Below are 21,217 nucleotides of genomic sequence, written 5' to 3' on the forward strand. Positions count from 1 at the left end.
GTCCGCCAGGTCGCGATACAAGGCCCCCTGCGCCGGTACGCGCTTCAGTCCGTTGGAGGTCTTTCGACCGTTTTACCAAGGTCGCCAGACGGATGCGAAGCCGCGCCACGGGTGCGGGCGACGTCATGCCGTGTGGCGAAGATGGAGTCAGCCATGCCCCGTACCCTGATCAAGCATATCCACACCCTCGTCACCATGGACGACGCGCGCCGCGAACTGGCGGACGCCGCGCTGCTTCTCCAAGACAACCGCATCGTCCGCGTCGGCACCAGCGCCGAGCTCGCCGACGAGCCGGCCGACGAAATCGTCGACCTGACCGACCACCTGGTGCTGCCGGGTTTCGTCAACACCCACCACCACATGTACCAGTCGCTGACGCGTGTCGTGCCGGCCGCGCAGGACTGCGAGCTGTTCGACTGGCTGAAAGCCCTGTACCCGATCTGGGCGGGCCTGACGCCGGAGATGATCCGCGTCTCGACCCAGACCGCGATGGCCGAACTGATCCTGTCCGGCTGCACCACCGCGAGCGACCACCTGTACATCTACCCGAACGGCTGCCAGCTCGACGACGCGATCGAGGCGGCGACCGAGATCGGCATGCGCTTCCACGCCAGCCGCGGCGCGATGAGCCTGGGCGAGAGCAAGGGCGGCCTGCCACCCGATGCCGTGGTCGAGAACGAGGACGACATCCTCCGCGACGCGCGCCGGCTGATCGAGACCTACCACGACGCCGGCCGCTACGCGATGACGCGCGTCGTGGTCGCGCCGTGCTCGCCGTTCTCGGTGACCACCGACCTGATGCGCGAGGCGGCGCACCTGGCGCGCGCCTACGGCGTGTCGCTGCACACCCACCTGGCCGAGAACTACAAGGACATCGATTTCAGCCGCGAGGTGTTCGGCATGACGCCGACCGAGTACGTCGAGGACCTCGGCTGGGTAGGCCACGACGTGTGGCACGCGCACTGCGTGCAGCTCGACAAGGACGGCATCGACCTGTTCGCGCGCACCGGCACCGGCGTCGCGCACTGCCCGTGCTCGAACATGCGGCTGGCCTCGGGCATCGCGCCGATCCGCGGCATGCTCGACGCCGGCGTCAAGGTCGGCATCGGCGTCGACGGCAGCGCGTCGAACGACGGCGGCCACATGCTCAACGAGGTGCGCCAGGCCATGCTGTTGCAGCGCGTCGGCCGCATCGACCCGGCGGCGCTGAGCGCGCGCGAGGCGATCGAGATGGCGACGCGCGGCGGCGCGGCGGTGCTCAACCGCGACGACATCGGCCAGCTCGCGCCGGGCTTCGCCGCCGACTTCATCGCCTTCGACCTCAACGAACTCGACTTCGCCGGCGGCTGGCACGACCCGGTCGCGGCGCTGTTGTTCTGCGCGTCGACCAAGGTCAACTGGAGCTTCATCAACGGCCGCGCGGTGGTGCGCGACGGCGAGCTGACCACGGTGCCGTTGCGCAACCTCGTCAAGCACCACAACCTGTTGGCGCGCCAACTGGTGAACGGCGAAGCGCGTTAAGCGCAAAGGCTCGGCCAACGTTGGCCGAGGCAGACACGGCCGGCAGGGGGGGGCGCCTCCCCGCCGGCCGTTTTGCCCGGGGCGCGTGTGATAAGATGAACGTTAAAACCATGCAATCTGCGGCAAGGCGCGACAACGCTGGGCCGCGCAACAAGACAAAGGCAAGAGATCGATGTCAGGCAATACTTTTGGCTTGCTGTTCACCGTGACCTCGTTCGGCGAGAGCCACGGCCCGGCCATCGGCTGCGTGGTGGACGGCTGTCCGCCCGGGCTTTCCATCGACGAGGCCTACATCCAGGCCGAGCTCGACCGTCGCAAACCGGGCACCAGCCGCCACGTCACCCAGCGCCGCGAGCCGGATACCGTCGAGATCCTGTCCGGCGTGTTCGAGGGCAAGACCACCGGCACGCCGATAGCGCTGCTGATCCGCAACACCGACCAGCGCAGCAAAGATTACGGCAACATCGCCGACACCTTCCGCCCGGGCCACGCCGACTACACCTACTGGCACAAGTACGGCATCCGCGACTACCGCGGCGGCGGACGTTCCTCGGCGCGCGAGACCGCGGTGCGCGTCGCCGCCGGCGCGATCGCCAAGAAATGGTTGGCCGAGCAGTACGGCATCGTGATCCGCGGCCACATGACGCAGATCGGCGAGAAGCCTATCCCGTTCGCGCGCTGGGAAGACGTGCCGACCAACCCGTTCTTCGCCGCCGACAACAGCGTGGTCGACGAGCTGGAAGCGTATATGGACAGCGTGCGCAAGAGCCTCGACTCGGTCGGCGCCAGGCTGCGCGTGGTCGCCGAGAACGTGCCGGTCGGCTGGGGCGAGCCGGTGTTCGACCGCCTCGACGCCGATATCGCCTACGCGATGATGAGCATCAACGCGGTCAAGGGCGTCGAGATCGGCGCCGGCTTCGAATCGGTCGCCCAGCGCGGTTCGGTGCACGGCGACGAGCTGACCCCGGAAGGCTTCGCCAGCAACCACGCCGGCGGCATTCTCGGCGGCATCTCGACCGGCCAGGACATCGAGGTCTCGATCGCGATCAAGCCGACCTCGAGCATCGCCACGCCGCGCCGCTCGATCGACAAGGCCGGCCAAGCGGTCACGATGGAAACCCACGGCCGCCACGACCCGTGCGTCGGCATCCGCGCCACGCCGATCGCCGAGGCGATGCTGGCGCTGACGCTGATGGACCACGCGCTGCGCCACCGCGCGCAATGCGGCGACGTGGTGGTCAGCACGCCGCGTATCCCGGGCCGCATCGGCTGAGCGGGGCGGTGCCGCGGCCCCGATCCCGATTTTTTGCAGAACGACCGACCATGTTCAAAAGCCTGATCGAAGGCTTCGCCGGCCGAAAGCCGCGCGAGGAGGAGGGCGCCGCGCCGGTCGCCGCCGCGACCGAGCCGCCGCGAATGGCAGTACGGGCGCCCGAGACGGATGCCGGACCGATCGAGCTGCCGCCGACGCTGGGCTTTGTCGCGCACCAGCCGGTGCTGGACCGCCAGCAGCGTGCCGTCGCCTACCTGTTCGCCGCCCGCGACGAGCGCGGCGCCGCCGGCACGCCGGCGCGGCGGCGCGAGTTCGACGCCCTGCTGCTGTCCACGCTCGCGAAAATGGGCGTGTACCGGCTGCTCGACTACCGGCGCGCCTTCATCCAGATCTCGCTCGATTCGCTGGATCTGCCCGAACTGGCAACCTTGCCGGCGCGCAGCGTGCTGCTGCTCGTCGAGCCCGGCTGCGAGCCGCTGGACGACGGCGACCTGGCGCGGCTCGAGGCGCTCAAGGCGGGTGGTCTGCGCCTGGCGCTCGCGCCGGCGCGCTTCGACGACAGCGTCGTGACGGCGGCGCGCCGCGAGCGGCTGTTCGCGCTGGCCGACGTGATGGTGCTGGACTTCGCCGCCTCGGCCAACCGCGTGCTGGCGCCGCTGCTCGACCAGCTGCCGCGCCGCTACCCGAAGGCGCGCTGGTTTGCGCGCAACGTCGGCACGGCGGAGGACATGGAGCTGTGCCTGCACGGGCCGGCGGCGCAGCGCTTCGCGCTGTTCCACGGCGTTTACCTGGCCGGTGGGCGCTCGATGCCGACCGGCAAGGTTGACAGCGGCCAGGCGCGCGTGCTCGAGATCATGCGGCTGTTGCGCTGCAACGCCGAAGCGCACGAAATCGAGGCGCAGTTCAAGCTCGACTCGCTGCTGCTGTTCAAGCTGCTGCGCTTCGTCAACGCGCCGGTCAACGGACTGAGCCGCAAGGTGATGAGTATCGAGGAGAGCCTGCTGCTGCTCGGGCGCGAACGCCTGTTCAAGTGGATGTCGCTCTTGCTGTTCACCGCGCGCCGCGACGACGTCTCTTCCCCGGGCCTGCTGGAAAAGTCGCTGATCCGCGCCGCCTTCATGGAGCGGCTGGGCGACTATCGCGGCAGCCGGCTCGAGGCCGAGCACCTGTTCCTGACCGGCATGTTCTCGCTGCTGGCGGCGCTCTTGAACGTACCGTTGGCCGATGCGCTCGAACCGCTCGACTTGCCGGCGCCGGTCGCAGACGCGCTGCTGGCGCAAAAAGGCCTGTTCGCGCCTTACTTCCAGCTGGCCGTCGCCTGCGAGCAGAACGACCCGGCGCGCGTCACCCGCCTGGTCGCGCTGCTGAAGCTGGACCTCGACCTCGTCAACCGCTTCTACACCGAGGCCGTGCTGTGGACGCAGCAGGTGTTGCGGGAGGAGGAGCCCGTTCCGGCGGAGTGAGGGCCGGGGCATAGGGGCGTTACAGGCGCCAGCCCCGGCATTTGACGGGACTTGAAGGAGGGAAGCGGAACCGATCATCGGCGCCGCTTTTCTTGTTTCCAGGGAGTGACCTGAGTCGGGATTTTGTAGCCACTCAGGCAGTGAGTCGGTTGTCGATAGTAGCCGAATCCAGCCAGGCTCGACGGACCGTGGCCGGAAGTTGATAGCGGTGGGCGCTGTGTGGTCGGCGCTCGTTGTAGAACTGCCGCCAGCATTCGATGAGCCCCTTGGCCTCGGCGCGGCTGCGAAACCATTCGCGATTCAGCAATTCGGCGCGTAGCTTGCCGTTGAAACTTTCGATGAAACCGTTTTGCCCCGGACTGCCGGACGCAATGAAGGCGGGTCCAAGCGCCGCATCGCGCAGCCAGCGCATGACCTTGGCGGCAGTGAACTCCGCACCATTGTCCGATCGAACGTAGGCAGGCTTGCCGTACCGCCGCATGAGGCGCGACAACGTCAGGATGACGTCTTGCGAGCGCAGACTGGCGCCACCTCGATAGCCAGGCATTCGCGGGTGTATTCGTCGATCACGCATAACATCTTCAATGCCCGGCCATCGACCAACTGGTCATGGACGAAGTCATAGCTCCAGACCGAGTTGGGCTGCGTGGCGCCCGGCAGGCGAATATCGCTGCCGCAACGTCGCCGGCGTGGCCGCCGCTTCGGGATGCCGAGTTTCAACGCTCGCCACATCCGCCGTACTCGCGATTCACTCAGCGCCAGCCAGGCCGCCATCCGGCGATAGCCAAAGCGTGGTACCTCCGACGATGCCGCAAGCAGCCGTTCACCCAAGTGTCGATCCTTCTCCGGCTGCTTGAGCTCGTAGGCCGCTACCCGGCGACTGAGAGTCGCTAACAAAACCTCCTTGATGCTGAGCACGCGAGGCCCCATCTGGTCGGCATGAAGCGAAGTGTCGTCAGCCAGAAACTGTGGAAATCGTTGCAACCGTTGCTGCCCAGCACGCCCCGTTCACGACGGGGCGGGCGTCCCCGCCTGGATGACCGGGCGGCGCTGAACGGCATCCTGTTCGTGCTCACCACCGGGATCCCGTGGGAGGACCTACCGCAAGAACTGGGCTTCGGCAGCGGCATGACCTGCTGGCGACGCCTGCGCGACAGGCAAGCCCAAGGCGTCTGGGACCGCCTGCATCTGGCGCTGTTGACCCAACTGCGGCAATGCGACCAGATCGACTGGAGCCGGGCCTGCATCGACGGAGCGAGTGTCGCCAGCCCCCGGGGGGCGCGGAAACCGGCCGCAACCCCACCGATCGCGGCAAGCTCGGTAGCAAGCGACACCTGATCGTCGACCGCCGTGGCGTGCCACTGGCGCTGAGCGTGACGGGCGCCAATCGCCACGATTCGATAGCCTTCGAGACCTTGGTGGACGCCATTCCGGCCGTTCCCGGCCTGCCGGGACGACCCCGGCAGCGACCGCACAAATTGCACGCCGACAAGGGCTACGACTTCCGCCGCTGTCGCGAGCACCTCAAACGTCGCGGCATCATGGCGCGCATTGCCCGTCGCGGCGTGGAAAGCGGCGAGCGGCTGGGGCGCCATCGCTGGGTGGTCGAGCGCACGCACGCCTGGTTGGCCGGCTTCGGCAAGCTGCGCATCCGCTTCGAAAGACGGCTGGACACGCATTACGCCTTGCTCAAGCTGGCTTGTGCCTTGATCTGCTTACGCTTTATCGACCGGTTTTGTTAGCGACTCTGAGCCCCAGGTAACGACATGCCTTGCGTTGCGACAGACCCCGCCGAGTCAGGACTTCCAGCGCTTCGCGCCGGCCCGTCGGGGTGCTCATTTTTTTCGGCTGAATTCCTTCAAGCCGTGAGTTACCAGCAACTGCTCGGCCAGCAGCCGCTTGAGCCGCTCGTTCTCCGACTCCAGTTCCTTGAGTCGCCGTGCCTCGGCCACATCCATGCCGCCGAACTTGTTGCGCCAGCGGTAGAACGTCTGTTCCGTGATGTTGTGACGCTGACACAGATCCTTTGTCGACGCCTCCCGGCTTTCGGCTTCCCGCAGGATGCGGATGATCTGTTCGTCGGTAAATCGCTTTTTCATCGAGTTCTCCATGCTCCAAGGATACGAGAGCTCACTTGCAGAATGGCTACACGATTCGACTCAGGTCAGCAGCTTATGCTGGCAAAAGTCGCAACTTATGGTGTCAAAGTCGCAGCTTATGTTGTCACTCACAGCGCCGATTCCCGCTGGCGGTGTGCCAGGCTTCAGCCGCAGGCGCCGATATGGCCGCAGGCGGTGCAGAATTCGCAACCATCCTTCCTGATCAGCGCGCGGTGGCCGCATTCGGGGCAGGCCTTGCCGGCCAGCGCCGCGGGCCGCTCGGGTTGGCCGAACAGTTCGCCCTGTTCGGGCGCGAGTACCCCCATGTCCTCGACCGGGTAGCCCGCTTCGGTCAACAGGCCGAGCATCGCGTAGCGGTGGATCAACAGCCGCGCCAGGTAGGCGACCGTCGACGGCCAGCTCTGCGACTTCTCGCCGCCGGGCACGCGCGCGAAGAAGTCGCCCTGCGGCTCGGCCCAGTTCAACAGCTTGCGCAGTTTCAGCCCTATCCACGCCGGGTCGATCACCCGCATGTCGAGCGACAGCAGCTTGCACAGCCCGTCGAGCTCGCGCGGGTAGGCGCCGGCCAGCCACATCGCGTACGGGCGGCGGCCGCCGCCGGGCATCGTCAATTCCTTCACGAACAGCACGAAGTCGTCGCCGGTCTGCGCGTTGGCGATGTCGACCGTCCAGCTCAGCGTGCCGTCCGGGCCGGACTTGGGTTCCTGGCGCGCGATCAGCGCGTCCAGCACCGGGGTCGGTTCGTCCTGTGCCGCCTCGAGCGCGCCGAGCGCGGCGACGCGGTGGCGCACGACGCGGCCGAGCGCGGCGGCGGCGCTGGCGGCGTACTGCTCTTGACCGGCGAGTTCGAGCCGGTAGCGCCGGTCGCCGGCGGTGCGCGCGAGCGCGTCGAGCTTCATCGCCAGCCAGCCGCGGTCGCGGCAGCGCATGTCCATCGACAGCGTCTTGGCAATCGCGCCGAGGCCGCGCGCCTGTTCGCTGCCGTTGACCCAGCATTCGAACGGGTAGGCGCGCTCCTCGTCGACGTGGCCGACCACCACGGCGAAGCCGCCGTCGTCGCCCTCGACCATATAGGTCCACGATGGGTTGCCGTCGGGCAGCTGCGGCCGGTGCGGCCACTTGAGGCTGGCGAGCGTCGGACTCGGCGCGCTCTTGAGCGCGAGACGCCGGTCCGCTCCCGACGCGGCCGCGAGGTTGGCCGAGGCGCCGTCTGCGGCCGCCGGCAGCGACAGCACCGCGCCGAGCACCGTGTTCGGCCGGTAGGTGGTGATGCCCTTGAGGCCGGCGCGCCAGGCTTCCAGATAGAGCGCCTCGAAGTCGTCGAAGGGGTAGTCGGCCGGCACGTTCACCGTCTTGGAGATCGCGGTGTCGATATAGGGCGCGACGGCGGCGGCCATCCGCATATGGTCGAGCGCGCTCATTTCCAGCGCCGAGACGAAGGCCGGCGGCAAGGGCGCGTCGGGGCCGAACAGGTGGCGGAACAGCCGCCAGGCGTGGTCCTCGACCTGGTATTCCTGCTGGCCGCCGTCGGGCAGCCGCTTCTTCCTCGTGTAGTGCCACGAGAACGCCGGTTCGATGCCGTTGCTCGCGTTGTCGGCGAAGGCGAGCGAGATGGTGCCGGTCGGCGCGATCGACAGCAGGTGCGAGTTGCGGATGCCGTGCTGGCGGATGCGCGCCCGGATCGCCTCGGGCAGCCGGCTCGCGCAGTGCGGCGCGGCCAGGTAGGGCTCGGCGTCGAACAGCGGGAAGGGGCCTTTTTCGATCGCCAGCTCGACCGACGCGTCGTAGGCGGCGTTCCGCATCGCCTCGGCCAAGCTCGCCGCCATCGCGCGGCCGGCGTCGCTGTCGTAGCGCAGGTTCAGCAAAATCAGCGCGTCGCCCAGTCCGGTGAAGCCGAGCCCGATGCGGCGCTTGGCGGCGGCTTCAAACGCCTGCTCGGGCAGCGGCCAGACGGTGGCGTCGAGTACGTTGTCGAGCATCCGCACCGCGACGCGCACCGTGGCGTCGAAAGCGGCGAAGTCGAAGTTGGCCGAGGCGGAAAACGGTGCGCGCACGAAGCGGGTCAGGTCGATCGAGCCGAGGTCGCAGCAGCCGTAGTCGGGCAGCGGCTGCTCGCCGCACGGGTTGGTCGACGCGATCGTTTCGCAGTAGGACAGGTTGTTGTCGGCGTTGATGCGGTCGAGGAAGAGCACGCCCGGTTCGGCGTGGTCGTAGGTCGAGCGCATCACCTGATGCCACAGCGCGCGCGCCGGCACGCGCCGGTACAGCCAGCGGCCGTCGGCCAGCCGGGTCGCGTCGGGGAACAGCGCCGCGTCCGGCTCGGCGGCGTGGACGAGCGGCCAGTCGGCGTCGGCCTCGACCGCGCGCATGAAGGCGTCGGACACGCCGATCGAGATATTGAAGTTGGACAGCGCGCCGCGGTCCTTGGCGTGGATGAATTCCTCGATGTCCGGGTGGTCGACGTCGAGCACGCCCATCTGCGCGCCGCGCCGCGCGCCGGCCGATTCGACCGTCTCGCAGCTGGCGTCGAACACCTGCATATAGGACACCGGGCCGCTGGCGCGGCTGTGCGTGCTGGCCACGCGCGCGCCGCGCGGCCGGATCGCGCTGAAGTTGTAGCCGACGCCGCCGCCGCGCCGCATAGTCTCGGCCGCCTGCTGCAGCGCCGGGTAGATGCCGGGCTTGCCGGCCACCGTCTGGCTGATCGAGTCGCCGACCGGCTGCACGAAACAGTTGATCAGCGTCGCCGCCAGCGCGGTGCCAGCCGCCGAGTTGATGCGGCCGCCGGGGATGAAGCCGGCCTGCTGCGCGGCGAAGAACGCGTCCTCGTGCGCGGCCGGCTCGGCCTCGACCGCGGCGAGCGCGCGTGCGACGCGCCGCCTGACCGCGTCGGCGTCGGCCTCGTCGCCCTTGGCGTACTTTTCGCGCAGCACGTCGCGGCTGATCGGCTGTTCGGGCAGCGCGGGGCGCGGGTCGGCTTTCATGCGCTTCTCCCTGGTGTCGGCGGGGGTGGAGGGTGCTGCCGTCACGGCGCGGCGGCCGGGGCTGGCTTGGCCGAGGCGGCCTGCGCCGGCGCGGCGAGCAGCGCGTCGAGCTTGACGACGAGCGGCACGCCCTCGGCATCGGCCTTGACCGTCTGCGGCTCGGCCAGCGTCACGCGCGCCTTGAGCGCCGCGTTGCGGCCGACCAGCGCCTGGTAGGCCGCCTCGCCGCGCGCGCGCGCCAGCGCCTGCAGCGCGGCGGCGTCGACCTTCTGCGCGGCGACGATCTCGTCGCGCAGCCGCGCGTAGCGTTCGCGGTTGTCCGGCGTGGCGACCAGCCGCGCCGTCAGCTTGATCAGGCCGACCTCGCGCCCGTAAACCTGCTTGACCGCGGCCTGGATGCGCTCGTCGTCGAGGTCGGGCAGCGGCAGCGGCAGGTCGGGCGCGATCTTCAGACCGGCGGCCGTGAGGATCGCGCGGTCGGCGCGCGCGCGCGCCAGTTCCTTCGTCTCGCGGCCGACGTCGACGCCGCCGGCGAGACTGACGGTCACGCGCGGCCGCTTTTCGAGCACCTGCGCGAGTTTGTCGAGCTTCTCGCGCTCCGGCGGCGCGATGCCTGCCTCGCCGGGCGCGAAGTTGATCGCGTCGAAGCCTTCGCCGCCGAACAGCGCCGACAGCGCGCGGAACGGCGAGCTGACGACCTTGACGATCACGTTCCGGATCGCCTGCCACACCAGGTGGCCGTAGCTGAACTTCGGTTCGTCGAGGCTGCCCTCGATCGGCAGGTTGACGTCGATGATGCCGTCGCTGTCCTCGAGCAGCGCGACCGCCAGCCGCAAGGGCAGCGGCGTCACGTTCGGGTCGTGCACCTCGTCGCCGAGCTTGATCGAGTTGATCAGCACGCGGTTCTCGCCCTTGAGCTGGCGGTTGACCAGCAGGTAGCGCAGGTCGGTCGACAGCCGGCCGTCGTCGATACGCCAGCCGGCGAAGGTCATCGAGTACGGGTTCAGGCTGTTGATCGGGATATTGCGGAAGGCCAGCGTGATGTCGGTGTCGTCGGTCGGCGACAGGGGGGCGAGCGTGCCGCGCACGCGGGCGTCGCCGTAACGGTCGACGGCGCCGTCGAGCGTGACGGTGCCGCGCCGGCCCGGCTGCGTCGACAGGCCGTTGACCGTGCCCTTGAGGCCGTGGATGCGCGTCGCGAAGCTCGGCCGCATGCCGAGGTCGGCGAAGTCGAGCTCGCTTGCGCGCACGACGACGCTTCTGACGTTGACCGTCGGCAGCGCCGGTGCCGGCGCCGGCCGGGCGCACCACGGCGCGTCCGCGGCGATGGCGTCGCTGGCCTGCGGCGGCGTGGGCGGCGCCTTGGCGCCGAACAGCCGCGCGACGTTGAGCTGGCGCTTCTCGTCGAGGATCAGCCGTGCCTGAGCGCCGTCGAGCCTGAGCTCGGCGACGTCGACCGCGAGGCGGGTGCCGCCGGAGGCGCGGATCCCCGAGGCGACCAGCTCGCGCCAGGCGATCAGCGGGCGGCGGTCGCCCGGTTCGAGCAGCACCAGACGCGACACGCGCGCGCCGCCGCGGGCCTGCCAGCGGCCGTCGGCGACGCGCACGTCGAGGTCGGCGCCGAGCGTGCCGCCGGAGAGCCTGAGCGGCGTGCCGGACAGCGCGTACGGCGCAAAGGGCGCGAGTGGCAGGCCGGCGAGCGTCAGATGTGCGTCGAGCGCGCCGCCGGGTGCGACGTCGAGCCGCGCGTTGGCGCGGCCACTGGCGGCGCGGCCGGACAACTCGACCGCCAGCGCGCCGTTGTCGCGCGCGCGGCCGCGCCCGGCGATGTCGTCGATCACCACTTCGACCGGGCGCGCGACGGCGGCGTCGCGCCAGGCGACGCGGCCCTGCGCGACCTCGACCTCGGGCGGGACCACCGTCCAGGCCGGGCCGGCGGCCGGTTTCGCCGGCGCGGCGCGGCGCGCCGGCGCGAAGGCGTCGGCGAGCGCGACGCGGCCGTGTTTGTCGCGCGCGACGTCGAGCCGCGGACCGGTCAGCTTCAGCGTTCCCAGCTCGACGCGGCGTGCGCCGGCGTCGACGCGCGCGTTGTCGAGCCGCGCGTCGAGCAGCGTCGCGAGTTCGCGGCCGCCGGCGTCTTCGACGCGGTTGTCGGCCAGGTGCACGGCGAGGCGCGACAGTTGCGGCGCGCGGCCGGCCTCGAGCGACAGCGCGAAGCCGGCCTCGGCCAACGTCCCCGTATAACGCAGCGGCCGCGCGAAGCTCGCGTCGGCGAACGACAGCCTGACCCGTTCGAGCGCGAGTTGCGCGAGGTTCACGCTCCACGGCGCGGCGGGTGTCGCCGGAGCTGCGGGGGCCGGGCGGGACGGCGGGATCATCGCCTGCCAGTCGAGCGCGCCGTCGGCGGCGCGCTGCGCGGCGAGCGAGCCGTCGCTCAGGCGCACGCGGCGGATGTCGATGCGGCGCTGCTCGAGGTCGAAGCCGTCGCCGTCGACGGTCAGCGCGCGCAGCGTCAGCCGGCTCGGACTTTGCGGCGCCGACAGCGCAAGGCCTGTCAGCGAGGCGGAGAACGGCGCGGCCGTCAGCGTCACGCGCGGGCCGGTCAGCGCGAAGCGGTAGTCGGCGCGCAGCGACAGCGCGCCGGCCGGCGACTGCAGCGTCGCCACCTCGCGCAGCGCCGGTGCGAGGCGCGCCAGCGGCAAGCCGGACAGTTCGACGCGGCCGCGCGAGCTCAGCGGCTGCAGCGTCAGCGCGCCGCGCCAGGCGAGCTTGCCGCCGCCGTCGACGTCGGCGGCAAGCCGGTAGCCGCCTTCGACCGGCAGCGTCGACAGCTCGGTGAGCACCAGGTTCAGCGGCGCGAGCCGCCACGGCGGCACGTCGGGCGTGGTCTCGTCGACCACGGTGAAGCGGCCGTCCTTGAGTTCGAGCCGGTCGACGACGATCTTCGGCAGTTCGGCGTTTTGCTTGGCCGGCGCCTTGCCGGCGAGGTCGGCGGCAAGCTGCGCCCAGTTCCACCGCTCCTGCCGGTCGCGGTAGAGCTGCGTTTCCGGCGCGACCAGCGTCAGCGTCGCCGCGTGGTAGCGGCCGATCAGCAGCGAGGTCGGCTCGGCGTCCAGCACGATCGAGGCGGCCTTGAACAGCACGCGGCCGTCGCGGTCGCGGAAGTTCACGTCGCCGACGGTCAGCGTCATGCTCCACGGCGACAGCGAGACCTCGCCGAGCGTCAGCGTGCGGCCGTGTTCGGCGGCCCAGTCGGCGGCGGCGCGGCGGATCCAGTCGGGGGCGAGACGGGCGGCCAGGCCGAGCGCGGCAAGCCAGGCGAGCAGGACGGCGGCGAGCGCGACGGGCCAGCGCCGGCGGCGGCGCGCGCGCGCCGCGGCGGGGGCGGAGGACGGGGTGTCGTTCATCGAGAGGGGCTTCGGGCTATCATTGAGGGTTTCTAGCCGAACTATAGCGCGCGCGCCGGGCCGAGCCGGCCGCATGCCGCGCGCAATTCATCCGACATGACCGATTCTACCCGCCCGGCCGAGCGCTGGGACCTGTTCTGCACCGTGATCGACAATTTCGGCGATATCGGCGTCGCCTGGCGGCTGGCGCGCCAGCTGGTCGCCGAGCACGGCGTCGCGCTCCGGCTGTGGGTCGACGACTTCGCCAGCTTCGCGCGCATCGAGCCGCGGCTCGACGCGGCGGCCGACGCGCAGACCGTCGCCGGCGTCGAGATCCGCCGCTGGACGCCGGGCTCGGCCAACCTTGACGCCGACGTCGCGCCGGGGCGCGTGGTGATCGAGGCCTTCGGTTGCCGGCTGCCGGACGGCTTCCTCGCCGCGATGGCGGCGTGCGCGCCGCGTCCGGTGTGGCTGAACCTCGAATACCTGTCGGCCGAGGACTGGGTCGACGGCTGCCACGGCATGGCCTCGCCGCATCCGCGCCTGCCGTTGACGCAGTACTTCTACTTTCCCGGTTTCACCGCGCAAAGCGGCGGCCTGATCGGCGAGCGCGACCTGTCCATGCGGCGCGACGCCTTCCTCGCCGACGCGGCCGGACTGGCCGCCTACTGGGCGTCGCTGGGGCTCTCGGCGCGCGCGCCGGGCGAGACGCGCGTCAGCGTGTTCAGCTACGAGACGCCGGCGCTGGCCAGCCTCGTCGAGGCGTGGAGCGCGTCCGGTGCGCCGGTGACCGCGCTGGTGCCCGAGGGGCGCGCGCTGGCCGAGCTGTCGCGCGTGCTCGGCCAGGCTTTGGCCGCCGGCGACAAGGCGACGCGCGGCGCGCTGACGGTCGTCGCGCTGCCGATGACCGACCAGGACGGCTACGACCGCTTGTTGTGGGCATGCGACGTCAACATCGTGCGCGGCGAGGATTCTTTCCTGCGCGCGCAATGGGCGGCGCGCCCCTTCCTGTGGCACATCTACCGCCAGGACGACGGCGTGCACCTCGACAAGCTCGACGCCTTCCTCGCCCGCTACACGCAAGGGTTGGCCGAGCCGGCGGCCGAGGCGCTCGTCGCCTTCAGCCGCGCGTTCAACCGCGACGAAGCGGTGTCCGACGCGTGGCGCGCGCTCGAAAAACAGCGCGACGCGCTGGCGCGCCACGCGCGCGACTGGGCCGCCCGACAGGCCGCGATGGGCGATCTTGCCGCCCGGCTGGTGCAATTCGTGGAAAACCGGCTAAAATAGCCCGTTTTTTCGGAAAACCTTTTCCGATTCCAATCAAGACCTTAGGATTTTGACGCAATGAAAACCGCACAGGAACTCCGCGCCGGCAACGTGTTCATGCTGGGTAACGACCCGATGGTCGTCCAGAAGGCCGAATTCAGCAAATCGGGCCGCAACTCGTCCGTCGTGAAGATGAAGATGAAGAACCTCTTGACCGGCAGCGCCTCCGAAGCCGTGTACAAGGCCGACGAGAAGTTCGACGTCGTGGTGCTCGATCGCAAGGAATGCACCTATTCCTACTTCGCCGACCCGATGTACGTGTTCATGGACGCCGAGTTCAACCAGTACGAAGTCGAAGCCGAGAACATGGGCGACGCGCTGAACTACCTGATCGACGGCATGGAAGACATCTGCGAGGTGACCTTCTACAACGGCAAGGCGATCTCGGTCGAACTGCCGACCACCGTCGTGCGCGAAGTCGAATACACCGAGCCGGCCGTCAAGGGCGACACCTCGGGCAAGGTGATGAAGCCGGCCCGTCTGAAGGGCGCTTCCCTCGAAATCTCGGTGGCCGCCTTCGTCGAAATCGGCGACCGCATCGAGATCGACACCCGTACCGGCGAATTCAAGAAGCGCGCCTGAGCGTTTTTGGCCGCGTCACAAGGGCGACCCTCCGGGGTCGCTTTTTTTTGACCGGGTGGCCGGTGGCGAGCGGCGAAAAAAAAACCGGATCGCGGGTGAACGATCCGGGTGTGGTCGGCGCGCGCGGGGCTTGCCGACCGAGTGCTGCGTTTCGACGCAGGAGGAGTAAAAACGGGACGACAGACTGTCCACGGCAACGGGCGATCAGAGCACCGCCCGCGCGGTTACCGGTGGAGCACTCACCGGCGGCCGCGCCTTGTGTTGCGCTGCAATGTTAAGTCGTCCCGCCTGGCGCCTCCTATTGGGACTCACCCTTGCGGGCTGGCCCGCAAGTCCTTGATCGGCAAGGGCTCAGCCGGCGTCGCGACTGCGGTGGGCGACCACGGCCTGTACCAGGTCGGCGATCGAGCGGGCTCCCATCTTGTCCATCATCTTGCCGCGGTGCGCCTCGACGGTCTTGATGCTGATGCCCATCTCGTCGGCGATCACCTTGTTCATCTTGCCCTCGATGACCTTTTCGAGCACCTCGCGTTCGCGCGTGGTCAGCGAGGCGAGCCGCTCTTCGAAGGCGTCGCGTACCGCGACGTGCGCCATCGCGGTGCGGCAGGCCGCCAGCGCGCCCTCGACCACCGACAGGAAGGCCTGCTGGTTGAACGGCTTCTCGAGGAACTCGAAGGCGCCGCGCTTGACCGCCTGTACCGCCATCGGCACGTCGCCGTGGCCGGTCAGGAACACCACCGGCCACGGATTGCCGCGCGCGATCAGCTCCTCGAAGAGTTCCAGGCCGCTCATTCCCGGCATGCGGATGTCGACCACCAGGCAGCCGAGCCCCTCGGGCGAGAAGTCGGCCAGCAGGTTCTCGGCGCTGTTGTGGCAGACCACCCGATAGTCGTGGCTTTCCAGAAGCCAGACCAGCGAATCGCGGAAGGCCTCGTCGTCGTCAACGATATGAATGTATGCGTGTTGGAAGCTGTTCATGTTGGGACTACCGGCAAGGTAAAGCTGAAAATACTGCCGCCGCCTTCGCGGTCTTCCACCCAGATCTGCCCCTGGTGGAATTCGACGATGGAGCGGCAAATGCCCAGGCCCAGGCCCGTTCCGTCGGACTTGGTGGTGAAGAAGGCCTCGAACAGGCGCTCCTTCTGGTCGGCGGGCACCCCGTGACCGCGGTCGGCGATCGACACGGTAACCCGCTTGTTGCTCGAGAGGTGCGCGCCGAGCGACAGCACGCGCTCGGTCAGCTCCTGCTCGCGCATCGACTCGATGCCGTTCTTGATCAGGTTGAGCAGCACTTGCTCGATCAGGATCGGGTCGATGTGAAGGTCGGGCAGTTGTTCCGGCAGCGCGACGTCGATGCGCGCACCGTGGCGTTTGGCCTCGATCTCGGCGATCGCCAGCGTCGCGTCGATCACCTCGGCCAACTGGCAGGCACGCCGGTCGGGCGCGCTCTGTTTGACGAATTCGCGGATGCGGCGCACCACCATGCCGGCGCGCTCGGCTTGCGCGGTGACCTTCTCCATCACCGGCAAGAGCGCCTCGGGCGTCGCCTTGCCCTGGCGGATGCGCTCGATGCAGCCGTTCTGGTAGTTGGCGATCGCCGACAAGGGCTGGTTCAGCTCGTGCGCCAGCGTCGAGGCCATCTCGCCGAGCGTGACCAGGCGCGAGGTTGCCTGCAGCTTTTCCATCTGCTCTTTATAGCGTTCCTCGGCCTCGTGCTCGCGCGTGACGTCGGTCAGCGCGGCGACCCAGCCGCTGTGCGCGCCGTCGGCGTCGATCAGCGGCGAGATCAGCATCTGCGCGTAAAACTCCTGGCCGTTCTTGCGCCGGAAGCGCGATTCGAACACGTCCTTGGGCGCGTCGCCGGCCAGCGTCTGCGTCAGCGAGATGCGGTTGCGTTCGCCGGCGTCGCCCTTGAGCCAGAACGGGTAGGGCGGCAGTTGGCCGACCAGTTCCTCCTCGGAAAAACCGGTGATGGTGCAGAACGACTGGTTGACGTAGGTGATGCGGCCGGCGCGGTCCATCGCGCGGATGCCGACCGACAGCGAGTCCTCCATCGCCTTGCGGAAGGCCGACTCGCGGAGCAGGTCCTCGAGCGCGCGTTTCTCGACCGTGATGTCGCGGCCGGACAGGTAGACGCGGTTGCGTTCGGGCAGCGGGCTCAGCGCCCAGGCGATATGGCGCGTCTCGCCGCCGGCGGCGATGACCGGCGTCTCGACGTAGTGGTCCTGCCAGGTGCCGGCCAGGAGTGCGGCGAAGCCGTCGCGGACGCGCGCCTTTTCCGCATCGGGCAGGAAGTCGAGGAAGGAGCGGCCTTCGAGTGTGCCGGGCGGATAGCCGAGCACGCGCTCGAACGCCGGGTTGACCTCGACGATGCTGGTGTCGTCGTCGACCACGGCCAGCAGATCCTGCGACAGGCGATAGACGCGGTCGCGCTCGCTCTCGGCGTCGATGCGGCGACGGATGTGGCGGTTCAGGCTGACGAGGCTGAGCAGCGTCAGCAGCGTCAGGCCGACGATCAGGCCGAGCTGCAGCTTGCGCGCCGGGCCGGCGACCGCCTGTACCGGGCGGACGCGGATCGACAGGCCGGTACCCGGCAGCGATACGGTTTCGCTGTAGCTCATCAGCTGGCGGCGCTGTGCGTTGCGCGCCAGCGTGCGGCCGTGCGCGTCGACCAGTTCGAGCTGATACTTTTCCGCCAGCCAGGCCGGCGGCAGGCGGCGCACCAGGCGCTGCGCGCCGAACACGCCGATCACCGTGCCGGCGAAGGCGTCGCCGTCGCGCACCGGTACATGCAGTTCGACGAACCACTCGCCGCTTTCGGTTGGGTAGGCGACGCTGTAGGCGAGACGGCCGCTGTCGCGCACCTTGCCGAAGGTGTCGGCGCTGCGCGGCGGCAGCGCGACGCCGGGACGGAACGGTTCCACTCCCATCGGCTGCAGGTGGCGCACGCGGCCGTCGGCGCCGGCGTAGGCGATCGCCGCCATCTCCGGCATATTGGCCAGCCAGACGGCGCTGCGCCGGCGGAACTCGGCTTCGTCGACCTCGCCGCCGCCGATCGCGCGCGCTAGCTCGATCAGATGCTGGCGGTCGTCGTCGAGCCGGCGCTGCGCCGACTGCTCGGCCCACAGGCTGTCGCGCGACAGGTCGCCCTTGAGCTGTTCGGCTTCGCGCGTGTCGAGCGTCCACAGCATCACAGCCATGGTGAGGAAGAACAGCGTGACGGTGCTGTTCGGGAAGAGGTCGGACCAGACGCTGCGCTTGAACCAGACGAGAAGCCGGCCGGCGCGCCGCTTGAGCGTCATCGGCATGCCGTCCCCGTCCGGAGCGCGCCGGGCCGCGCGTCGGCCGGCGCGGGCTTGGGGAGGGGGAGGGCGTCGCGCATCGTGCCGCTCCGTCTAGGCGCCGTCGCGCGCCTGCTGTTCGTTGAGGTAGGATTCGAGCGCATGGCCGGCCGACAGGATGTGGTAGCGGATGAAGTCGACCGCCTCGTCGGTGGCCTTGGCGCGGCACAGCGCCAACAGCTTGTTGTGCTCCTCGTGCGCCCGTTCCATGGTGTGCGTGAACAGGATCTGCATCCGCGTGTAGCGGTCGGTCTTGTTGTGCAACTGTTCGATCAGCGCCAGCGTGTTGGGGCGCTGCGCCGCACGGTAGAGCGCGAGGTGGAAGCGCGAGTTCAATTCGCCCCAGTGGCGCACGTCGTGCTTTTCGAGCGCGACGCCGAACTCCTTGAGCGTGGCGGCGGCGGCGTCGAGGTCGGCCGAGGTCTGGCGGGGAATCGCGGCGCGCAGCAGCTCGCTCTCGAGCAAGGCGCGGATGTCCAGCAGCTCGAGCACGTCGTCGAGCGACAAGGTCGAGACGAGGGCGCCCTTGTGATCGATGATCTGGATCAGCCCTTCCGCCTCGAGCTGGCGCAGCGCTTCGCGCACCGGCACGCGGCTGACGCCGTATTCATTGGACAGCGCCTCCTGGCGCAGTTGTTGCCCGTCCTGGAATTCACCCGACAGGATGCGCTGGCGCAGGGACTCGGTCACCGCGCTGGTCAGCGTCTGGCGCTTGATCGGCTGCAAGGGGGGGCTCATGGCTGCATTTTGGATACAAATGACTGTATTCGAATTATACGTTCTGTATCTTGTCAGACAAAGAACAATCGGACGGCAAGGGTAAACGCTTAGGCGGCGCAGGGCAAGGGCGTTGCGGATAAAACGACGCGGAAAACAGGGAAAAGCAGAATGGGGGAGGGGGGTGGGGTGGATGATGGGACTCGAACCCACGACAGCCGGAATCACAATCCGGGACTCTACCAACTGAGCTACATCCACCGCCGAAACGGGAGAACGAAATTGGGCGACTTCGTTCCTAGTAAATTGTGGGGTGGATGATGGGACTCGAACCCACGACAGCCGGAATCACAATCCGGGACTCTACCAACTGAGCTACATCCACCACTGCAATACATTGTCTCTGGCGCGCCCGACAGGACTCGAACCTGTAACCCCCGGCTTAGAAGGCCGGTGCTCTATCCGGTTGAGCTACGGGCGCAGAGCCCGCCGAAGCGTGTCATTGGTCGGGGCGGTGGGATTCGAACTCACGACCCCCTGGTCCCAAACCAGGTGCGCTACCAGACTGCGCTACGCCCCGACAACGAGAGTCCGCAAATATACGGATTGCCGGTATTGCTGTCAACTCCCGTTGAGCCGGCTTTCATAAAAATGCGAAAATTAGGTTTTTGCATCAATGAGTTTGGGGAAAAACGAAATGGTGGCTCAACGGATAGACGGCAAGGCGGTGGCCGAGCAACGCATCGAGGCGGTGCGCGAGGCGGTCGAGGCGCGTCGCGCGGCGGGGCTGCGCGTGCCGACGCTGGCGGTGGTGCTGGTCGGCGACGATGCGGCCAGCGCGGTCTACGTGCGCAACAAGAAACGCGCGTGCGAGAAGGCGGGCATCCGCTCGCTCGCCTACGACCTGCCGTCGGCGACGACCGAGGCGGAGCTGCTGGCGCTGATCGACGAACTGAACGCCAACGACGAGGTCGACGGCATCCTGGTGCAACTGCCGCTGCCCGCGCACATCGACCCGCAATCGGTGATCGAGCGCATCGATCCGCACAAGGACGTCGACGGCTTCCACCCGTACAATATGGGCCGCCTTGCGACCAAGATGCCGCTGCTGCGCCCGTGCACGCCCAAGGGTGTGATGACGCTGCTGGAACACTACGGCATCGATCCGAAGGGCCAGAAGGTGGTGATCGTCGGCGCGTCCAACATCGTCGGCCGCCCGCAGGCGCTCGAGATGCTCTTGGCGCGCGCGACGGTGACGGTGTGCCACAGCGCGACGCGCAACCTCGCCGACGAGGTCGCCGCCGCCGACATCGTGGTCGCCGCGGTCGGCAAGCCGGGCTTCGTGAAGGGCGAGTGGATCAAACCGGGGGCGGTGGTGATCGACGTCGGCATCAACCGCCTCGACGACGGCTCGCTGTGCGGCGACGTCGAGTTCGCCGCGGCCAGCGAGCGCGCCAGCTACATCACCCCGGTGCCGGGCGGCGTCGGTCCGATGACGGTGGCCACCTTGCTGGAAAATACGCTGGCCTCGGCCAAGCTGCGCGGTTAAGCTAGTCGCCTTACCAGATCGAAACGCCACGGCCGGCACGCCGCCGACCGTGGCGCTTTGCATTTGATACCGCCAACGAATCGACAGACAGAGCATGAACCCACATTCCGCCACCTTGCTGATCAGCTGCCCGGACAAGAAAGGTCTGGTGTCGGCGATCGCCAACTTCCTGATGACCTACAACGCCAACATCCTGCACGCCGACCAGCACCAGGATGCCGAGGCCAAGCTGTTCCTGATGCGGGTGCAGTGGGACCTCGACGGCTTCACGCTGCCGATGGACGACTTCGCCGCCGCGTTCGCGCCGATCGCCGCCGAGCACGACATGCGCTGGCAGGTGTCGCTGTCGAGCCGCAAGCCGCGCATGGCGATCTTCGTATCCAAGTACGAGCATTGCTTGGTCGACCTCTTGCACCGCTGGCGCATCGGCGAGCTCGATTGCGAGATCCCGCTGGTGATTTCCAACCACGAGGACTGCCGCCGCATCGTCGAATTCAACGGCATCCCCTACCACGTGATCCCGGTCAGCAAGGACAACAAGGCCGAGGCCGAGGCCGAGCAGTTCCGCCTGCTGGAAGAGGCGGGCGTCGACCTGATCGTGCTGGCGCGCTATATGCAGGTGTTGTCGCACGACTTCGTCACCCGCTATCCGAACAAGGTGATCAACATTCACCACAGCTTCCTGCCGGCCTTCGACGGCGCGCGCCCCTATCACCGTGCTTTCGCGCGCGGTGTGAAGCTGATCGGCGCGACCAGCCACTACGTGACCGAGGACCTCGACGAGGGGCCGATCATCGAGCAGGAGGTGATGCGCATCTCGCACCGCGACGACGTCGACGACCTGGTGCAGAAGGGGCGCGACCTCGAGAAGGTGGTGCTGTCGCGCGCGGTGCGCTGGCATCTGGACAACCGCCTCCTGTCGTACAACAACAAGACGGTGGTTTTCGACTGAGCG

Annotated in this window: 13 protein-coding genes, 4 tRNA genes and 2 pseudogenes; 8 read left to right on the top strand and 11 right to left on the bottom strand. The window is 68.6% G+C overall.

Annotated features, from left to right (window positions below; genetic code table 11):
* Window positions 1–153 precede the first annotated feature (153 nt).
* The 3 genes from EV683_RS01180 (at window position 154) to EV683_RS01190 (ending at window position 4,257) form a co-directional block, all read left to right on the top strand.
* Entirely contained in the window at window positions 154–1,521 is a 1,368-nt protein-coding gene (locus tag EV683_RS01180) for an 8-oxoguanine deaminase (protein ID WP_131861411.1), read from the top strand.
* A gap of 172 nt (window positions 1,522–1,693) precedes the next feature.
* Entirely contained in the window at window positions 1,694–2,794 is a 1,101-nt protein-coding gene (gene aroC / locus EV683_RS01185) for a chorismate synthase (RefSeq protein ID WP_066611361.1), read from the top strand.
* Window positions 2,795–2,844: 50 nt separating this feature from the next.
* The gene (locus EV683_RS01190) at window positions 2,845–4,257 is read left to right on the top strand and encodes an EAL and HDOD domain-containing protein (RefSeq protein WP_131861413.1); all 1,413 of its coding nucleotides are present in this window, start codon (window positions 2,845–2,847) and stop codon (window positions 4,255–4,257) included.
* A gap of 133 nt (window positions 4,258–4,390) precedes the next feature.
* Here the strand turns inward: EV683_RS01190 and EV683_RS01195 are convergent.
* Window positions 4,391–5,142: pseudogene (locus EV683_RS01195) on the bottom strand (IS3 family transposase); the annotation flags it as partial.
* A gap of 54 nt (window positions 5,143–5,196) precedes the next feature.
* Here EV683_RS01195 and EV683_RS01200 point away from each other — a divergent pair.
* Window positions 5,197–5,999, top strand: a protein-coding gene (locus tag EV683_RS01200) for an IS5 family transposase (RefSeq protein ID WP_424948500.1) whose coding sequence is annotated in 2 segments (ribosomal slippage) — window positions 5,197–5,527 and window positions 5,527–5,999 — 804 coding nt in all. Because the reading frame shifts where the segments join, the coding sequence is not laid out codon by codon here.
* Between the two features lie 7 nt (window positions 6,000–6,006).
* On the opposite strand, the pseudogene EV683_RS01205 reads toward EV683_RS01200, so the two are convergent.
* The 3 genes and pseudogenes from EV683_RS01205 to EV683_RS01215 form a co-directional block, all read right to left on the bottom strand.
* A pseudogene (locus EV683_RS01205) lies at window positions 6,007–6,356 on the bottom strand (transposase); the annotation flags it as partial.
* Window positions 6,357–6,520: 164 nt separating this feature from the next.
* Window positions 6,521–9,361: an adenosylcobalamin-dependent ribonucleoside-diphosphate reductase gene (locus EV683_RS01210; protein ID WP_131861417.1), complete on the bottom strand. Its 2,841-nt coding sequence runs from the start codon at window positions 9,359–9,361 to the stop codon at window positions 6,521–6,523.
* Between the two features lie 41 nt (window positions 9,362–9,402).
* Window positions 9,403–12,768, bottom strand: coding sequence for a DUF748 domain-containing protein (locus EV683_RS01215; RefSeq protein WP_131861419.1), 3,366 nt, complete (start codon window positions 12,766–12,768; stop codon window positions 9,403–9,405).
* Window positions 12,769–12,864: 96 nt separating this feature from the next.
* Between EV683_RS01215 and earP the strand changes: the two genes are divergently transcribed.
* A complete protein-coding gene (gene earP / locus EV683_RS01220; RefSeq protein ID WP_131861421.1) occupies window positions 12,865–14,034 on the top strand; it encodes an elongation factor P maturation arginine rhamnosyltransferase EarP in 1,170 nt (389 codons plus the stop codon).
* A gap of 57 nt (window positions 14,035–14,091) precedes the next feature.
* Window positions 14,092–14,655 carry an elongation factor P gene (gene efp / locus EV683_RS01225; RefSeq protein ID WP_066610650.1) on the top strand — a complete coding sequence of 188 codons (564 nt, stop codon included), beginning with the start codon at window positions 14,092–14,094 and terminating at the stop codon, window positions 14,653–14,655.
* A gap of 351 nt (window positions 14,656–15,006) precedes the next feature.
* Here efp and EV683_RS01230 read toward each other — a convergent pair whose 3' ends face one another.
* From EV683_RS01230 to EV683_RS01260, 7 genes are all read right to left on the bottom strand, one after another.
* Window positions 15,007–15,633, bottom strand: a complete 627-nt coding sequence (locus EV683_RS01230; protein ID WP_066610645.1) for a response regulator transcription factor — start codon at window positions 15,631–15,633, stop codon at window positions 15,007–15,009.
* Entirely contained in the window at window positions 15,630–17,963 is a 2,334-nt protein-coding gene (locus EV683_RS01235; protein WP_243694692.1) for a PAS domain S-box protein, read from the bottom strand. The genes EV683_RS01230 and EV683_RS01235 overlap by 4 nt, the downstream gene beginning before the upstream one ends.
* An 87-nt stretch (window positions 17,964–18,050) precedes the next feature.
* On the bottom strand, window positions 18,051–18,734 hold the full coding sequence (locus EV683_RS01240) for a GntR family transcriptional regulator (protein ID WP_066610644.1): 684 nt from the start codon (window positions 18,732–18,734) through the stop codon (window positions 18,051–18,053).
* A gap of 164 nt (window positions 18,735–18,898) precedes the next feature.
* A tRNA-His gene (locus EV683_RS01245) sits at window positions 18,899–18,974 on the bottom strand.
* Window positions 18,975–19,022: 48 nt separating this feature from the next.
* Window positions 19,023–19,098, bottom strand: a tRNA-His gene (locus EV683_RS01250).
* 19 nt (window positions 19,099–19,117) lie between these two features.
* Window positions 19,118–19,194 (bottom strand) — tRNA-Arg (locus EV683_RS01255).
* A gap of 22 nt (window positions 19,195–19,216) precedes the next feature.
* Window positions 19,217–19,293 (bottom strand) — tRNA-Pro (locus EV683_RS01260).
* Window positions 19,294–19,410: 117 nt separating this feature from the next.
* Between EV683_RS01260 and folD the strand changes: the two genes are divergently transcribed.
* The gene (folD, locus tag EV683_RS01265; RefSeq protein ID WP_066610643.1) at window positions 19,411–20,262 is read left to right on the top strand and encodes a bifunctional methylenetetrahydrofolate dehydrogenase/methenyltetrahydrofolate cyclohydrolase FolD; all 852 of its coding nucleotides are present in this window, start codon (window positions 19,411–19,413) and stop codon (window positions 20,260–20,262) included.
* Window positions 20,263–20,356: 94 nt separating this feature from the next.
* Window positions 20,357–21,214: a formyltetrahydrofolate deformylase gene (gene purU / locus EV683_RS01270; protein WP_131861423.1), complete on the top strand. Its 858-nt coding sequence runs from the start codon at window positions 20,357–20,359 to the stop codon at window positions 21,212–21,214.
* The last annotated feature ends 3 nt before the right edge of the window (window positions 21,215–21,217 follow it).

Origin of the sequence: Crenobacter luteus (genome assembly GCF_004345725.1) — a bacterium.
Lineage (GTDB): Bacteria > Pseudomonadota > Gammaproteobacteria > Burkholderiales > Chromobacteriaceae > Crenobacter > Crenobacter luteus.

Coding starts and splice junctions, on each gene's coding strand:
- EV683_RS01180 (WP_131861411.1), top strand. CDS start 154: ATGCCCCGTACCCTGATCAAGCATATCCACACCCTCGTCACCATGGAC.
- EV683_RS01210 (WP_131861417.1), bottom strand. CDS start 9,361: ATGAAAGCCGACCCGCGCCCCGCGCTGCCCGAACAGCCGATCAGCCGC.
- EV683_RS01215 (WP_131861419.1), bottom strand. CDS start 12,768: ATGAACGACACCCCGTCCTCCGCCCCCGCCGCGGCGCGCGCGCGCCGC.
- aroC (WP_066611361.1), top strand. CDS start 1,694: ATGTCAGGCAATACTTTTGGCTTGCTGTTCACCGTGACCTCGTTCGGC.
- EV683_RS01240 (WP_066610644.1), bottom strand. CDS start 18,734: ATGAGCCCCCCCTTGCAGCCGATCAAGCGCCAGACGCTGACCAGCGCG.
- EV683_RS01235 (WP_243694692.1), bottom strand. CDS start 17,963: ATGCCGATGACGCTCAAGCGGCGCGCCGGCCGGCTTCTCGTCTGGTTC.
- efp (WP_066610650.1), top strand. CDS start 14,092: ATGAAAACCGCACAGGAACTCCGCGCCGGCAACGTGTTCATGCTGGGT.
- EV683_RS01230 (WP_066610645.1), bottom strand. CDS start 15,633: ATGAACAGCTTCCAACACGCATACATTCATATCGTTGACGACGACGAG.
- earP (WP_131861421.1), top strand. CDS start 12,865: ATGACCGATTCTACCCGCCCGGCCGAGCGCTGGGACCTGTTCTGCACC.
- folD (WP_066610643.1), top strand. CDS start 19,411: ATGGTGGCTCAACGGATAGACGGCAAGGCGGTGGCCGAGCAACGCATC.
- purU (WP_131861423.1), top strand. CDS start 20,357: ATGAACCCACATTCCGCCACCTTGCTGATCAGCTGCCCGGACAAGAAA.
- EV683_RS01190 (WP_131861413.1), top strand. CDS start 2,845: ATGTTCAAAAGCCTGATCGAAGGCTTCGCCGGCCGAAAGCCGCGCGAG.